This window comes from Marixanthomonas ophiurae (assembly GCF_003413745.1).
Taxonomy (GTDB): Bacteria; Bacteroidota; Bacteroidia; order Flavobacteriales; family Flavobacteriaceae; genus Marixanthomonas; species Marixanthomonas ophiurae.
In genome coordinates, this window is the sequence record NZ_QVID01000002.1 from 492,723 (window position 1) to 508,958 (window position 16,236).

The 16,236-nt window shown below is 36.2% G+C and carries 15 protein-coding genes and 1 other RNA gene; 8 read left to right on the forward strand and 8 right to left on the reverse strand.

The window, feature by feature from the left end:
• The first annotated feature begins 123 nt into the window (after window positions 1-123).
• Window positions 124-1,368, forward strand: a complete 1,245-nt coding sequence (rocD, locus tag DZ858_RS12420; RefSeq protein WP_117159989.1) for an ornithine--oxo-acid transaminase — start codon at window positions 124-126, stop codon at window positions 1,366-1,368.
• 176 nt (window positions 1,369-1,544) lie between these two features.
• Window positions 1,545-2,600, forward strand: a complete 1,056-nt coding sequence (locus tag DZ858_RS12425; RefSeq protein ID WP_117159990.1) for a hypothetical protein — start codon at window positions 1,545-1,547, stop codon at window positions 2,598-2,600.
• Between the two features lie 68 nt (window positions 2,601-2,668).
• Here the strand turns inward: DZ858_RS12425 and DZ858_RS12430 are convergent, their stop codons facing one another.
• The 3 genes from DZ858_RS12430 to DZ858_RS12440 all read right to left on the reverse strand — a co-directional run bounded on the left by DZ858_RS12430 (window position 2,669) and on the right by DZ858_RS12440 (window position 5,302).
• On the reverse strand, window positions 2,669-2,992 hold the full coding sequence (locus tag DZ858_RS12430) for a CCC motif membrane protein (protein WP_117159991.1): 324 nt from the start codon (window positions 2,990-2,992) through the stop codon (window positions 2,669-2,671).
• 76 nt (window positions 2,993-3,068) lie between these two features.
• Complete coding sequence (locus tag DZ858_RS12435; RefSeq protein ID WP_239990783.1) at window positions 3,069-3,365, reverse strand: DUF2752 domain-containing protein; 297 nt, start codon at window positions 3,363-3,365, stop codon at window positions 3,069-3,071.
• Between the two features lie 5 nt (window positions 3,366-3,370).
• Complete coding sequence (locus DZ858_RS12440) at window positions 3,371-5,302, reverse strand: T9SS type A sorting domain-containing protein (protein WP_117159992.1); 1,932 nt, start codon at window positions 5,300-5,302, stop codon at window positions 3,371-3,373.
• 170 nt (window positions 5,303-5,472) lie between these two features.
• Here DZ858_RS12440 and DZ858_RS12445 point away from each other — a divergent pair, with 170 nt between their 5' ends.
• Window positions 5,473-6,021 (forward strand): Smr/MutS family protein, encoded by a 549-nt coding sequence (locus DZ858_RS12445; protein WP_117159993.1) that lies wholly within the window; start codon window positions 5,473-5,475, stop codon window positions 6,019-6,021.
• A 52-nt stretch (window positions 6,022-6,073) separates the two neighbouring features.
• On the opposite strand, the gene DZ858_RS12450 is transcribed toward DZ858_RS12445, so the two are convergent.
• Window positions 6,074-6,946: a hypothetical protein gene (locus DZ858_RS12450; RefSeq protein ID WP_117159994.1), complete on the reverse strand. Its 873-nt coding sequence runs from the start codon at window positions 6,944-6,946 to the stop codon at window positions 6,074-6,076.
• 182 nt (window positions 6,947-7,128) lie between these two features.
• Between DZ858_RS12450 and DZ858_RS12460 the strand changes: the two genes are divergently transcribed.
• The gene (locus tag DZ858_RS12460) at window positions 7,129-8,277 is read left to right on the forward strand and encodes a cysteine desulfurase family protein (protein ID WP_117159996.1); all 1,149 of its coding nucleotides are present in this window, start codon (window positions 7,129-7,131) and stop codon (window positions 8,275-8,277) included.
• Window positions 8,278-8,289: 12 nt separating this feature from the next.
• On the opposite strand, the gene DZ858_RS12465 is transcribed toward DZ858_RS12460, so the two are convergent.
• From DZ858_RS12465 to DZ858_RS12475, 3 genes are read right to left on the reverse strand one after another with little or no spacing between them, the layout of a single operon-like run.
• Window positions 8,290-8,475: a hypothetical protein gene (locus DZ858_RS12465; protein WP_117159997.1), complete on the reverse strand. Its 186-nt coding sequence runs from the start codon at window positions 8,473-8,475 to the stop codon at window positions 8,290-8,292.
• Window positions 8,476-8,488: 13 nt separating this feature from the next.
• A complete protein-coding gene (locus tag DZ858_RS12470; RefSeq protein ID WP_117159998.1) occupies window positions 8,489-10,951 on the reverse strand; it encodes a TonB-dependent receptor plug domain-containing protein in 2,463 nt (820 codons plus the stop codon).
• A 12-nt stretch (window positions 10,952-10,963) separates the two neighbouring features.
• Window positions 10,964-12,652 (reverse strand): M23 family metallopeptidase, encoded by a 1,689-nt coding sequence (locus DZ858_RS12475; RefSeq protein ID WP_117159999.1) that lies wholly within the window; start codon window positions 12,650-12,652, stop codon window positions 10,964-10,966.
• Window positions 12,653-12,801: 149 nt separating this feature from the next.
• Between DZ858_RS12475 and DZ858_RS12480 the strand changes: the two genes are divergently transcribed.
• The 4 genes from DZ858_RS12480 (at window position 12,802) to rny (ending at window position 15,171) form a co-directional block, all read left to right on the forward strand.
• Window positions 12,802-13,092 (forward strand): hypothetical protein, encoded by a 291-nt coding sequence (locus DZ858_RS12480; RefSeq protein ID WP_117160000.1) that lies wholly within the window; start codon window positions 12,802-12,804, stop codon window positions 13,090-13,092.
• Window positions 13,093-13,107: 15 nt separating this feature from the next.
• Entirely contained in the window at window positions 13,108-13,398 is a 291-nt protein-coding gene (locus tag DZ858_RS12485) for a cell division protein ZapA (RefSeq protein ID WP_117160001.1), read from the forward strand.
• 51 nt (window positions 13,399-13,449) lie between these two features.
• Window positions 13,450-13,557: non-coding RNA, 6S RNA (gene ssrS / locus DZ858_RS12490), on the forward strand.
• Window positions 13,558-13,605: 48 nt separating this feature from the next.
• On the forward strand, window positions 13,606-15,171 hold the full coding sequence (gene rny, locus DZ858_RS12495) for a ribonuclease Y (RefSeq protein ID WP_117160002.1): 1,566 nt from the start codon (window positions 13,606-13,608) through the stop codon (window positions 15,169-15,171).
• 75 nt (window positions 15,172-15,246) lie between these two features.
• Here rny and DZ858_RS12500 read toward each other — a convergent pair whose 3' ends face one another.
• Window positions 15,247-16,194, reverse strand: coding sequence for an aldo/keto reductase (locus DZ858_RS12500; RefSeq protein ID WP_117160003.1), 948 nt, complete (start codon window positions 16,192-16,194; stop codon window positions 15,247-15,249).
• Between the last annotated feature and the right edge of the window lie 42 nt (window positions 16,195-16,236).

The following is a 16,236-nucleotide window of genomic DNA, read 5'->3' on the forward strand; positions in this document are numbered from 1 at the left end:
AACTTTTTTATAACAACTTGAAGCTTCAAAAAACATAGAATATTTAGTAACTTGCGACTTTATGGATGATTTCTCTCCGCAAAGCAGGAATCAATGCAGTTACACGATAAATAATTAAAGAAAATGGCAGTTTTAGAAAAAAAAGCTACGCAAGATGCGATTGATTTAGAAAACAAGTATGGAGCCCATAATTACCATCCATTACCTGTAGTATTAAACAGGGGAGAAGGAGTCTATGTTTGGGATGTTGAAGGTAAAAAATACTATGACTTCCTTTCTGCTTATAGTGCTGTAAATCAAGGGCATTGTCATCCTAAAATTGTAGGGGCGATGGATGCACAAGCAAAAACGTTAACGCTTACATCCCGTGCTTTTCATAATGATATGTTAGGGAAGTACGAAAAATATGCTTCGGAATATTTCAACTTCGATAAGTTGTTACCTATGAATACTGGTGCTGAAGCAGTTGAAACGGCTTTAAAAATCTGTAGAAAATGGGCGTATGAGAAAAAAGGAATTTCAGAAAATGAAGCTGAAATCATCGTTTGTACCAATAACTTCCACGGAAGAACGACGACCATTATTTCATTTTCAAACGATGAAGTAGCGCGAAATAATTTTGGTCCGTATACACAAGGGTTTACAAAAATTGAATATGATAACCTAGACGCTTTAAAAGAAGCCATTGAAAGCAACAAAAATATAGCAGGATTCTTAGTAGAGCCTATCCAAGGTGAAGCAGGAGTTTATGTGCCTTCTGAAGGTTACTTAAAAGAAGCAAAAGCAATATGTGAAGCAAATAATGTGTTATTTATTGCCGATGAAGTACAGACAGGGATTGCACGTACGGGAAAATTATTAGCAGTGGATCATGAAAATGTAAAACCCGATATTTTAATCTTAGGTAAAGCGTTAAGTGGTGGAGCATATCCAGTTTCTGGCGTATTAGCAGATGATGAAGTGATGAACGTTATTCGTCCTGGAAACCACGGTTCTACCTTTGGTGGTAATCCGGTTGCTGCAGCTGTTGCTATGGCAGCGTTAGATGTGGTTAAAGATGAAAACTTAGCGGAGAATGCTGAGAAACTTGGACAGCTTTTTAGAAGTGAATTAAATAAGTACATCGAGACTAGTTCTATTGTTAAATTAGTACGTGGTAAAGGATTGTTAAACGCTATTGTGATAAACGATTCTGAAGATAGCGATACCGCTTGGAATATGTGCTTAAAATTACGTGATAACGGATTGTTGGCAAAACCAACACATGGGAACATCATCCGTTTTGCTCCTCCATTGGTAATGAATGAAGAGCAATTGTTAGATTGTGTTTCAATTATCACCAATACTTTGAAAGAATTTGAGGAGTAAATAGGATACATATTTTTTAAAAATTTAAGAGGACTATTGAAAAATAGTCCTCTTTTTTGTTATTTATCGAGCAAAAAATAACTTATAACGAGTATTTGTAGAAATATTTACAAGCTATTTTCAAATCCTATATATTTCGTGTTTAAACCAAATAATTAATTAAAAACTAAACCGAAATGAAACGAATTTTACTTTTAGTAGTAGTAGCTACGCTTCTCTTTTCGTGTTCGAAAACTGAAGAACCATTTATTGAAACGCAGGAAGACCTGTCCATGACTTTAAATAGCGATTTAAGTATTCAAAAAGCTTTACAACGCAATGACAATAGAAAAGAAGGCTTATATACTGGCGTTATTATAGCGAATGAAACCAATTTTCACGGAACTTTACGTATAAATGTTGCTAATGATGGTAATTATTTGGCAGTAGTAGAAACCGTTGAAAACCAACAACTATTATTCGGCTTAAAAGATTCTGCAGGGAGTATTGATTTACTTACCTTTTTTAATAATAGGGGGTCTTTTGATTTAGATCTTTCAGACTTTAATAATCCCGTAATATCTAATGTAAATATTGATGGTACAGCGGGAAATGCCAAAGTTGTAAAAGAAACTAGTGCAGCAAAAATAAAAGCTGTGTTGGGGATATTTAATGAAGACTTTCTACCAGGTTTTACTGGAACTTGGGATTTTTTAGTAAATACATCAACTGATTACATTACTGATATCATCATTACAACAACAGCCGGACAAATGAACACCGATGTAGCGGCTAATTTTGAAGCATCAGACGTGGGGTGTTATTCAACTGGAGATGGTAGTGGACTATACCCTTTCTTTTTCCAAGATTTGGATCCTGCTGTAAATAATTATGAAATGTACAGTATAGGACAAGTTTGGGAATTACCCAATGGGATGACCATTATTTACGACTTTGGTTTTTCAAAGAACATTATGGATGCAAATGGGCTTACCTATGATAGAGGTGTTTTTAATCCTGCAATAACTGGGCAATATCTTTTTGATCCACCAATTACAGAGCCAGGTTGTTATAACCTTGACGGTAACGGGTATTATTTAGTTGCAGATACTGGTGGAACCTTTATTGCTGGCGGGAGGATAATATTAGATACATCAGGACTTGTTCCTGTTACTCCTTTGAGATCTATTACTAGTAATTCTGAAGAATTAACAAAGCTTTCAACCCCAAGACTTATAAGTACAAGTCTATAAAATTTAAGAAACACAAATAAAAAAGCGGCTAATTAGCCGCTTTTTTAATGAAAGTATCTTTAATAAGATTACATTCCGTACTCACGCATCATTTCTTCTTGCATTTCTTGTATGCCATCCATACCAATGGTTGCATAGAAATAAATGTTTATTAATAAATAAATAGCGCTTAATACAATACCAATTATAGCTAGTATTTTTCCCGTCTTTACATTTTGAAAACCAGAATATATCTCTGGGTTCTCTAAATATACAGCAGTTGCTTTTTTAGCCATTACAATAGCAATGACACCAAAGATAAGACCTAGTACTCCATAGCAACAGCACGTTACTATTGATAAAATACCAAAGACCAAAATAAGGGTTGAATTAGGTAATTTTTGTTTTTCCATGAGTGTTTACATTAGTTGGTTACTATGCTTTAAAAATAAGGGAAATAATTGAAAGCGGCGAATAGTCATTAATACTTTAAAAAAAAGGACTCATTTTTACAAAGTAACTAATCACAATAATTACTACGTTTAATAGTAACAAACCCACTTTAATTTTAAAATCGTGTTTAAATTTTACGAAGAGATTGAATACTACGAAAAGGAGTAAAAGGATAAGCGTATAAATAGCAGGGTACATATGGAATGCAGCAGCAAACTCACCTCTAAAAAATAAGACTGTGGCACGTTGTGTGCCACAGCCTAAACATTCTATTCCAAAAAGTTGCTTGCTAGTGCATTGCAACATATAGTCTTCAATGCCTTCCAATGCCATATTGGTTATTTCCTATTATAAACCGATGTTTTGTGACTGATGTCTATATTATCGGTTGTTTTTAATTTAACGATATAAACACCATCGCTTAGGTTTGAGGTAGGGAACGAGAAGTTTTTCTCGGCACCAATGTTCATTTGTTCGTAAACCAATTTACCTGTCATATCAAAAACAAGGGCTTGTTTAATGTTATAGCCTTCTGGGTTGGTAACCTCCAGAACACCTAAGTTGTTGTTCTGGAAAAAGTCTACTTGTTCTTGAGCTCTTCCTTGAGTTTCACCTACATAAGCAGTAAGCTCGCTATCTCCTTTAAAGACTACAAAAAAGCGGTTATCATATGTACCAGCATCTAAGTTGTACGTTGCAGACTTACCATTAGTAATTTCTTGATAGGTGTTTTCCATACTATCATAAATATAGGCTCTTTTTCCACTCACTTTTACTTCTTCTACAGTTTCCAACCAAAATTTAAAACCTTTATCTAATTTAAAAGAAATTGGTATTTGCTTTTGTACATCAAAAGGTATTGTGTTGATTACATACGGTTTTTTGTTGTTGTCTTGACCTACAGGGAAATAAGCATCAGAGGTTGCATCCATTGGGCTTTTGGCATCATACCCATTGTCATAGCCGTCAGTTGCATCGTCTGAAAACGCTAATACCATATCACGTACGTGCGATTTGTCAAAAAATACATTTATACGGAAGTGGGGAACACGTGGATCTTTTTCCGCTAAAACAAACTCCTCGTTGCCAGGGTTGTCTTTTAACGTTGTAGTATCATCACCTTCACGCTCTGGTCTTCTAAAAATAGAATTATTATCTCCATATTTTATAAAACGTCTGTGTTCGTTTTTAATATGGATATTGTCTCCGCTGTTAGAAGGCACAAAAAAGAAGCCTTGGCCTATTGGCGCAAAACGTTTTTGTAAGCCTGTTGGTCCACCTTGACTACCACCTGTAACAATGTCTCCGTTCCCGTTCCAAACATTAAAGAGAGGTCTGGAATACATGCCTGGCTGTGTTCCGTCAGGATCATCGCCCATAGGTACCCATGAACCATATCCGCCGGCATTTTCATGATAAAAATGCGAATTACTGGTTTTGTCTTCATCCCAATACTTAATAGATTCTAATTTCCCAGCATTGTCAGGGTCATACCAAAGATGGTTTAGATCCAAAGCAGAAGGATACGGGTTGCCAGAAAGGGTATATTCGCCTGTGCTTAAGGTTGTGTTGTAAACAACGGGGATTACTATTTCGCCTGTGTTAGGCCGTCCCCTAAAATCGTATTGAAAACCTTCGCCATAGTTATCGGTAGGGCTGCCTCCTACAGGAAATTCGTTAACTCCTTTCATGGTAAAGCCCACACCCGGACCAATAATATTGGCGCCATTAACCTTATCATAGTCAGTAGAGGCTTCAAAACCATCTGGGTGAATATAGATCCATCGTTTAGAAATGGTTAATGAGGGGGTTGAAGATCCGTTAATGTTAGTGGTTAAAAGTGTAGGTTCCGAATAGGTTATTTCGTCTGGATCACCTATTTGTATATCATAAAAACTACCAACACCAAAGTCGCTATTTATATTTGTGGTTGCATTTGCAACCCCAACAGGAGAACACCAATAGTTATAGGTCCATTGGTCAGAGTCTTCTGCTCGCTGGTAAACTGATAAAAAACCATTACCAGTGTTTCTAGCAGTTTCACTACCTTGAATTAATTGAGCCCTGTTACGTAGGTAAATACTGCCTTCGGTCTCAATATTATTGTTTCTTTGTAGGTTTACATCATTTTCTACGTATAGCACAACATCGTCCACATATACATAGGAGTCGGTGCTAGTGCCAACTGCTGTGGGCCTAACAAACAAATCTGCTTGTGCCGTAACGCCAACACTGCTTAATACTATCAATGAGAGTAGTAGGTGTTTCATAATTAATTAGTTTTAATAGCTATATAGTTTGGGTATAATATAGCCAAAATTTTACGATAAAAATAAAATAATTTTTTTAATATTGAAGCAATTCCTTTCAAAAACGTATTTTTTTCATTTTTAAAGGATTACCTGTTTAATTTACGAATAATAAATAACTTTGGTTTTATATGAAAAAAGGAGATACGGTTTCGGTGGTAGATGATGCTATTTCGGGAGTAGTGACTGCTGTTGATGGTAATATGGTTACGGTATTGACAGAAGATGATTTTGAGATGCAATTTTCTGATAATGAACTAGTTGTTATTACGGGTGCGCTTTTAGAAACCGATATTATGCAACAGGATATTTCAAAAATTCTTTCAGAAAAAAAAAGCAAAAAACCAAAATCCTCCAAAAAAGTGAAGCCTAAGGAGCGAAATCGCCCGCCCATGGTGGTCGATTTGCACATTCATCAATTAACGCAACAATACAAACGGATGAACAATCACGATATGTTGGTGCTACAAACCTATACAGCGCAACGCCAACTGGATTTTGCTATCGATAAAAAAATACAGCGCATTGTTTTTATACACGGAGTGGGCGAGGGTGTATTAAAAGCTGAGTTAGAATATCTTTTTAGACGGTATGATAATGTAAAATACTACGAAGCAGATTATAGGGAATACGGCCGCGGGGCAACTGAGGTGTATATTTTTCAAAACAAAACCCCTTGATTTTTAATATAAGTTTTCTCTATCGACAGTAGCTTATTTTTTAGTAGTTCGATTATTCTGGGGCAATAAAATCTGGGGTACCTGTAAATTCGCCACTACTCACAGTTTCTATACTACCTAAAGAGAGGGCATCTTGAGTTATCTGTTCTGCACCATTGACTAGAACTAGATTAGTTAAACGAATTACTACATCACTATCAAAAGTGTAAGTGTGCTCACGAAACAATTGTATGTCATATTGATTTGCAACTGCAGGATTTAAATAATCGGCGCCAACTTCTGAATCGGTAATGTCGTCTAGCGGGTTTTGATTTTGGTTTATATCTTCGTAAACAGTAAATATACCATCACCATCATCATCAGTGTCTAAATAATCGGGTGTGCCATCTCCATCTGTATCTTGAGCCGGTTCATCTGGGAAGTTCGGGCCCAGTTCAACAGATGTAGGAACGTTGTCACCATCATCATCAAAATCGTAACTATCAGGAATGCCGTCACCATCGGTATCACCACTTTCATCTTCCAAGCCATCATTATCATCTAAAACCGTAGTTGTGTTTAAACTTGCCGTGCCAGAAGCACCTAAATAATCTACGTCAACGGTTGGAGATGTTGGCGGAATGGTGCTGCAAAAATAATCACCTGTTACATTGTCATTAAACCTACGATAGTTAACAACATTTGCACTACCGTCCAGTTCAAAGATTTTAGTTTCGCTTTGTAGAAAAAGTTGATCGTCTGTCGTTATTTTAAGCGAAATGCTTTCTGATACGTCATTGTTTATTTTGTAGAAAACATATTGATTGCCATTGTTGCAAAGGTTAAGGCTTGCATCTTCAAAGTCAAAGGTAGTAACGATTACTTCACCATCATCACAAGATTGTAGCGTTGCGAATACGAGGATAAAAAACAAGAGATTTTTCATAAACAATACGAGAATGTTGTGTTTTTACAAAGTAACATATTTCTTTGCACTTGAAACGTATTCAAGAATAATATTAATATGTATTTTTGAAGAAATAATTCTGAAAAAATCAGTTCTGAACTATTTCAGCAAAGCTAATAAATCAGGTTTTTCTACCGAAAAAGATAATTTTTACAAAGAAGATGAAAAAAGTATATTTTGACAGTGCAGCGACAACTGAATTGCGAAGCGAAGTAATACGATGTATCACCGAAGTGTTAAAGGTTGAATACGGAAACCCTTCTTCTACGCACTCTTATGGTAGGTCAGCTAAATCATTACTTGAAAATGCAAGAAAGCAAATTGCTGGGTATTTAAATGTTTCGGCTGCTGAAATTATTTTCACTTCAGGCGGTACCGAAGCCGATAATTTAATATTAAATAGTTGTGTACGTGATCTAGGGGTTACTCGAATAATTTCAAGTAAAATTGAACACCATGCCGTTTTACATACGCTTACCGAACTGGAAAATAACCATGGTATTCAAGTAGATTATGTAAAGTTGGATGAATGTGGACACGTAAATTTTGATCATTTAGAATCTTTATTGAAAGAAGGCGATAAAAAAACATTAGTTAGTTTAATGCACGTTAACAATGAAATAGGTAATATTCTGGATATTGAACGTACCGCTAAGCTTTGTAAAGAATACAATACGTTGCTTCATAGTGATACCGTACAATCGGTGGGGCATTATGAGTTGGATTTTTCTGAAATTCCCATTGATTTTGCGGCTGTGGCAGCCCATAAATTTCACGGTCCCAAAGGAGCTGGTTTTGCCTTTATTCGGAAAAACAGCGGATTAAAGCCTTTAATTTTTGGTGGGGAACAAGAACGTGGTATGCGTGCAGGAACAGAATCTGTTTTTGCTATTGCCGGAATGGCCGAAGCACTTAAAATTTCCTACGAAAACCTAGAGAAAGAACGGAATTATATCGTTGCCCTTAAAAACTACTTTAAAGAAAAACTGACTTCTGAAATTCCAGGAATTAAGTTTAATGGTGCTTGCGACGATGATGCAAACAGTACGTACACGCTTTTAAACGTCTGTCTGCCTATTTCGCCAGAAAAAGCAATGATGTTATTGTTTCAATTAGATTTGAACGGAATTGCTTGTTCTAAAGGAAGTGCATGTCAAAGTGGGAGTGGTAAAGGCTCTCATGTTTTGAATGAAATATTGAGTGAAGAAGATATGAAAAAACCTTCTATTCGCTTCTCCTTTTCAAGCTTCAATAAAAAAGACGAAGTAGATTATGTGGTTGGGGTGTTGAAAGAATTTATTGAGAAATAGTAAGCGTTCTTTTTAAGAAGTAAGCTTAATTCTTCTTTGATATAGCACAACTACCAATAATCCTATTCCTATACCAAAAAATACTCCTTTAATGCTATCCTGCAAATCACTGTAATGCATGATAACTTGTGACGCTACTATGGTTAATAAACCTACGATTAACAATTGCTTTCCTTTATTGCTTCCAAGTGCTTTCATCTATCTGTAAAATTTAAAACTTAGCTGTTAACCTAACATTAAAAACTCGCGGCGTTAAGTAATTAGGGATGGAGTATTGCACTTTAGTGTACACATCGCGTACAAAGGTGTTGGTGATGGAGTTTTGAACATCAAAAATGTTGAAAATCTCTGCGCCGATAGTCAGTTCTTTAAATGGTTTTAGAAAACCGTTGTCTCGTAATTTTTTGTCATTAACAATCACATAGGAAACTCCAAGATCAGCTCGTTTATAATCTGGTAAACGTACTTGATAGTCGTACGGATCTGCATAACTTGGTGAGCCACCTGGTAAACCAGTGTTATATACTAGATTTAAATACATTTTTAGATCTGGTATAATTTTCACGTAATCCTGAAACAATACTGCAAACTTTAACCTTTGGTCAGTTGGCCGAAAAATATAGCCACGATCATCAATATTTTCTTCGGTTTTAAGATAACCGAAACTTACCCAACTTTCTGTACCTGGAACAAATTCTCCTGCAAGGCGTGCATCTAATCCATACGCATAAGCAACCGCATTGTTGTTGGCACGGTATCGAATACGCACGTTTTCTAGTGTGTATGGATTTACATCGCTTAGGCTTTTATAATATAATTCAGAATTTAAGCGGAATGGCCGTCCCCAAAGGTCAAAACTGTAATCGTTTCCTAATACAATATGAATGGATTGTTGTGCTTTCACATCGGGTCTAACCGTTCCTGTGGAATCACGTAATTCACGATAAAATGGCGGTTGGTGATACAACCCTCCAGATAAACGGAATAACATATCCATATCCCAATCAGGTTTTAGCGATACTTGTCCACGGGGACTAAAAACTGTTTGTGATGTACTTTCAATGCCATCACCACTTACATTCCAGTTATGTGCTCGTACGCCGGCATTTAACCAAACATCGTTGGAACCTAAAGAGGTTCTTCGGCTCCATTGTGCGTATCCTGAAACTCGGTCTATTTGCACATCATTTTGCGCTCTAATCGTAGTGTAAGGCACAATAGGGGAAGTAAAAGGCTCATAAGGTTGGTTGTTTGCAAAATCAGCAATAGGTGGTCTAATGGAAAACCCAGCCGAATCGATAATTTCATACTCCTGTACTCGATCACGGATGTCTTCGTGGGTATATTTTACACCATATTCAATGGTGTTTTCTTCTAAGGTAACTGTTCCTTTATGTTCGGCATTAAAAATTAAAGCATCTAAGTCGTTACGGGCGTGGGTAAGTTGGCCTCCAATTCCTTCAGTAAATTCTACTTCACCTAAATCTTCATCCCCAATATTAGTGTTCACTTCTCCTAACCGGTATTCTGCCAAAATATCATAATACTCCTGTTCAGTGGTTTGGTAAGCTGAAGCGATAAACTTTGCAGTATAATTTTCAGAAGCTACATACGTGCCTTTAAAAGCTCCAAAATAGGTGTTATAACGATCTTGTTCTTGTCCTTCATAAAACACCAATAGCGCAACGGGATCTGCAATAGTACCAAAGTTGGTTTGGCGTGTTAAGGGTTCGTAATCATAACTGTTTATAGAGACATTTCCGAGGAAACCTAATTCAAATTTATTGCTGACTTTATAGGTTAAATAGGTTTGTGCATCGGCAAATCGAGGTCTAAAGTTGGTTTCAGTCTGTTTGGCATCTACTAGCAAGCTGTTGTCGCGGTAGCGTAGCCCAACAATACCAGTTAATCTTCCATCATTTGATATACCGCCTGCTGAAACACTGGCTCCCAGCAAACTTAAATCTGCCGTGGCACTAAAATCTGCGGGTCTACGGTAGGTAATATCTAAAACCGACGATAGTTTATCACCGTATTTAGCTTGAAATCCACCTGCTGAAAAATCAACATTCGAAGTTAAATCACTATTTACAAAACTGAGTCCTTCCTGTTGGCCACTTCTAATTAAAAACGGACGATACACTTCAATTTCGTTTACATACACGAGGTTTTCATCGTAATTTCCACCACGGACAGCATATTGCGTACTCAATTCATTATTACTGTTTACACCAGGAAGTGATTTCAGTAAATTTTCAACTCCTGCATTGGCACCCGGTATTTTCCGAATAGCTTCAGGACTTATAGTGGTAATACCTTCTATACGTTTTCGTTCTCTTCCTGAAATTACGACAGTAGCAATTTGTTCTATATTGGTGCTCATTACGGGGTTAAGTTCATAATCTTCGTTAGCACCTAGATTTAAAGTCACTTCTATTTTTTTATTGCCTACGTGCGAAAAAGTAAGGGTCACATCTTCATTAGCGGGAATTTCCATTAAATAATACCCGTTAAAATCTGATAAGGTCCCTTCATCCCCATGAGAGACAGAAGCTCCAACAACCGGTTGGTTTTCTTCATTAAGAATAACTCCTTTAACAACTGCTTGCTGTGAAAATACAATTGTGGAAATAAAGAATAGGATGAGCAGTAGGGGTAGCGATTTTGTTCTCAAAAGCAGTAGTTATTATTGTTTTCTGAAAAAAGTTGCCTCAAATGTAGCACTATTTCCCACATTATCGGTAACAATTACTTTCAAATTGTTTTCGGATTCTGATATGATACCGTCATCAAAATTATAGGTTATAACGTCTTTTTTGTAATCATATTCCATTAAAATGAATTTTCCGTTAATAGTTCCCCGATACGAACTTATGCCACTAAGGTCATCATTAATGGAAAGTTGTATTGTTTTATTGCTACTTATCCACTTACCATCATCAAAATTAATAGGTTTAATTGTTGGAGCTTTAGTATCTGTTGCAATAACATAGGTTCCAAACGTTCGAGTTTTGGCAGAAAGTTTGTCGCCCTTTCGGTACGTTGTATTGTAATAAGGGCGTCCGTAATAATTTAAACGACCTATATATAGTTTATCTTTATCAACATCATCATAGTTTGAAACATCTGCAGTAATGGTAATATTTTTATGAATGGGAATTAAATCAGTATGAAAATCGAGTGTGTCGCTGGATGTTTTAATGTTAAGAAAGGTGTTTTCATATAAACTGTTAGCTGGAATATATACGCTGTATTTGCCTTTAGTTATAGATGTGGCTTGGTCTGCATAGATATAATCATCTGTTTTATCAATTTCTCTTGGGGTAGTGATTTCTTCTTTTTCCCCTTCAATAGGAACGGTGATAACGGTTTCATTTCCTTCAAAGTCAGTTACTTTAATGGTGTAATTGGCGTTAAATCCTTCTTTTACCTCAATATATCCATCGGTGTCCTCGCTTACAATGATGCTCAACGGATTGTTTGATTGCCTAAATAATTTTTGAACACGGCTCCTATTGGTCATCCAATAATCATAATCGATAAACCTATTAAGATATCGTGTTTCGGCAAAAGAAAATTTTTCAAAAAGAATATCTATTTTTTCTTGTCCGTTATAGGTTGTTTTAATTTGGTAGACCCCGTTTTTGTTTGAAGCACCATCCAATTGGTCATTGGTGGATACGCCAAACCCTATTTTTCCAAACGCTTTTATTTTTTCTGTTTTGTAACTGCCGTCTTTTTGAAGTATCAAACGGAGTTTGGTGCGATTTTGACTATGATTTATCTGTGCATCTTTACTAATAGGATACGCTAACAGACTACTAATTAGTGGCTTTTTAGAATCTGGAACGGTAATGCCAAAAAGCATGGGGTTCATAGGTCTAGAAGCTCCATCACGAATTTCAAAATGAAGGTGTGGCCCACCACTTCCTCCGGTATTGCCTGAATAGGCAATTAAATCGCCTTTATTTACTTTAAGCACCGATGCATTAGGAAAGAGCTCAACTTCTTGCGTCTCTTTCTTATACTGAATATCGCGTACATATTTAAAAATATCACCAGCATAGTTTTGTAAATGGGCATAAACGGTAGTATAGCCATTGGGGTGTTTAATGTATAACGCTTTGCCATAGCCATAATGAGACACTTTTATTCGGCTTACGTACCCATCGGCAGGAGCATATACTGGCAGCCCCGTTCGTTGTTGCGTTTTTATATCCAACCCGCTATGAAAATGGTTGCTGCGAAGCTCTCCAAAACTTCCTGAAAGGATTAAGGGAATCTCCAATGGATTACTAAAATAATCTTGAGGTATCGATTTTTGTCCGTAAGCGGTAAAGCCCACCAATAAAAAGCAGAATATAAATTTCTTCATATTGTAAAAATAAGAATATGCTTATTTAAAAAGGGGAGTAGTGTAAATTTATTATGCAATTATTCAATATTACAAAAAATTACAGAAAACTGTTGTCTTATTGAAACTCGAATGTTAACTTTGTGTTAGAAGTATTGAAATAATTTTTAATGAGCAAGCTTTCAGAAATTGTTGATTCTCTTGAAAATAGGATTAGTAAGTTATTGCACAGGCACGAAAAACTGAAGCAACAAAACACTAGATTAGAAGAAGAACTCAGCGTTTTACGTTCACAAAAGGAAGAATCTGAAAAAGAAATTGAAACCCTGCGTGAAAAATGTAGTTCATTAAAAATGGCAAATTCAATGCTTGGCAGCGACCAATATAAAAGAGATACAAAGCTCAAGATAAATGCTTTAGTTCGGGAAATTGACCAATGTATTACCCAACTTTCTGAATAAAAAGATAAAACAAAAATGTCGAACCAATTAAAAATAAAACTTTCTATTGCCGATAGGGTATATCCATTAACAATAAATCCCTCACAAGAAGAGGGGCTGCGATTAGCCACTAAGAAAATAGAAGAAATGATTAAACGGTTTGAAAAAAGCTATGCCGTAAGAGACAAGCAAGATGTTTTGGCCATGTGTGCCTTACAATTTGCAGCCCAGGTAGAGCAAAAACAGATAGATAAAACAAATGACAAGCAGGAAATGGAGGAAAAGCTAGAGGCTTTAAATCAATTACTGCAAGAGCACCTGTCATAAACGTTCTTTACATAACAAAGGTTACTGCCTGCATTAATATCTTTTTGGTAAACTCAACACTAATTCTTATAAGAAGGGTGAGTTAAAGCTGTTAAAACGAGCCGTCTTTGAGCGGATGTTTGACCAGTTTGTTAGCCCTAAACTTTCTTTTAGGAGTTTATTCAAAACACATTAGTGCAGGCTTTTTTTATATATAAAGTTTAAATTATGGACAATATGGTTACCCTAATAATAGTGGGAATTGTAGCTTTAGCAATAGGCTTTTTAATAGCTAAGCTAATAGAGCGTAATAACTCTTCCCATTTAATAAAATCAGCAAAGAAAAATGCAGCTTCTATTTTAAAAGAAGCCAAAACCGAAGCTGAGTCAATTAAAAAAGATAAAATACTTCAGGCGAAGGAAAAATTTATCGAGCTTAAATCTGAACACGAAAAAGTGATCAATAAGCGCGAATCTAAAATGGGTGATGCTGAAAAGCGTACTAAAGATAAAGAATCTCAGGTTTCTAGTGAATTAGCAAAATCTAAAAAGCTAAACTCACAAATTGAAAGCAAAAAGAAAGAATACGATGAACGTCTAGACTTTCTTGAAAAGAAGCAAAATGAAGTTGAAAAACTACATAAAAGTCAAATTGAGCAATTAGAGGTTATTTCAAGCCTATCGGCAGAAGAAGCAAAATCACAATTGGTTGAAAGCTTAAAAGATGAAGCTAAAACTGACGCTATGAAATTTGTGCAATCTTCTATCGAAGAAGCCAAAATGACAGCACAGCAAGAAGCCAAGAAAATTGTAATTAACACAATACAGCGAATAGGTACAGAGGAAGCAATTGATAATTGTGTTTCTGTATTCAATTTGGAAAGCGATGATGTGAAAGGGCGTATTATTGGTAGAGAAGGGCGAAATATCCGTGCGATTGAAGCTGCTACTGGTGTTGAAATTATTGTCGATGATACCCCAGAGGCTATTATTCTTTCATGTTTCGACTCTGTACGTAGAGAAGTAGCACGATTATCTTTACATAAATTAGTTACCGATGGTCGTATTCACCCCGCTCGTATTGAAGAAGTTGTTAAAAAGACCTCCAAACAGATTGAAGAAGAAATATTAGAAGTTGGAAAGCGAACTGTAATTGATTTGGGTATCCACGGATTAAGCCCAGAGTTAATTAAAGCGGTTGGTAGAATGCGTTACCGTTCCTCATATGGTCAAAATTTATTACACCACTCTCGTGAAGTTGCTAGATTATGCGGTGTAATGGCTTCGGAATTAGGCTTAAATCCAAAACTAGCTAAAAGAGCTGGTTTATTACACGACATTGGTAAAGTACCAGAAACTGAGACAGAAGTACCTCACGCAATCTTAGGAATGCAATGGGCTGAAAAATACGGTGAAAAGGCTGAAGTGTGTAACGCCATTGGTGCGCACCACGATGAAATCGAAATGACCAGCCTATTATCACCAATTGTCCAGGTTTGTGATGCGATAAGCGGTGCTCGTCCAGGTGCTCGCCGCCAAGTGTTAGATTCATATATACAACGTCTTAAAGACTTAGAAGATATCGCCTTTGGTTTTAATGGTGTGAATAAAGCGTATGCTATTCAAGCGGGCCGTGAACTTAGAGTTATGGTAGAAAGTGAAAAAGTGAGCGATGACAGAGCAGCACAACTTTCCTTTGAAATATCTCAGAAAATTCAAACTGATATGACATATCCAGGACAAGTAAAAGTAACTGTGATACGAGAAACAAGAGCCGTAAACGTAGCTAAATAAGATTTTTACAAATTAATTTTATAAAAAAGGCGTAGTTATATAACCACGCCTTTTTATTTTCTATAACGAGTTTAATTAATCGTTGTAAATATTTTCATAGCCTTTTTCTGGGCACTCAAAGAACTTCCCAGTTATAAAACGGTAGTTCTTGTTCAAGCTTTTGATGGTTTTTAAATCATCTTTGTCCAGCTGCACGCTAGCAGCTTGAAAATTGTCTTTAATGTGTTCTTTACTAGCCGACTTGGGTATAGTAGCAATTCCACGTTGGTTGTGCCAGTTAATCAATACTTGAGCAGTTGAAGCCCCTTTTTTCCGGGCAATTTCTTTTATTTCATCAATCTCCATCAAATTTGGCTCATCTTCACCTTTCATAGCGGCACTTCGGTCACCAGAGCCTAACGGAGAATAAGCAGTCATTAATATACTCTCACTTTTACAGAAATCTACTAAATCATCTTGTTGTAAGTACGGATGCATTTCAACTTGGTTCATTTCAGGTTTTATTTCAGCTTTTGAAATAAGATCTTTTAATTTTTCCTTACTGAAATTTGAAACTCCAATATGTTTAGCATGACCATTTTTCTTGGCAGCTTCCATTTGCTTCCAAGTTTCAATAACGGGAACTTCCTCAGGAGATAAGTAGTCTGATGGTTTCTCTGGAAAACCAACACCAGGTCTAAAAGCAACAGGCCAGTGAACTAGATAAAGATCTAAATAATCTAATTTTAACTTTTTAAGAGAATCTTCCACAGCAGGAATTACTTGTCCTTCTTGATGGGCATCATTCCAAAGTTTAGATGTAATAAATACATCTTCCCTTAAAATATTTCCTTCAGCAAAAACTTCAGCTAATGCTTCGCCAATAACTTCTTCGTTTCCATAAACGGCTGCCGTATCAATATGTCTGTAACCAGCGTATAAAGCTTCTTTTACAGCGTTTTTAACGTCGCTTCCAGTTGCTTTCCATGTTCCTAATCCTATGGCGTGCATTTTGTCGCCATTATTAAATGTGAGTGTTTTCATAAATAATTTCTTTTTCTTTAAGATACGAAACACTGGTTTTTC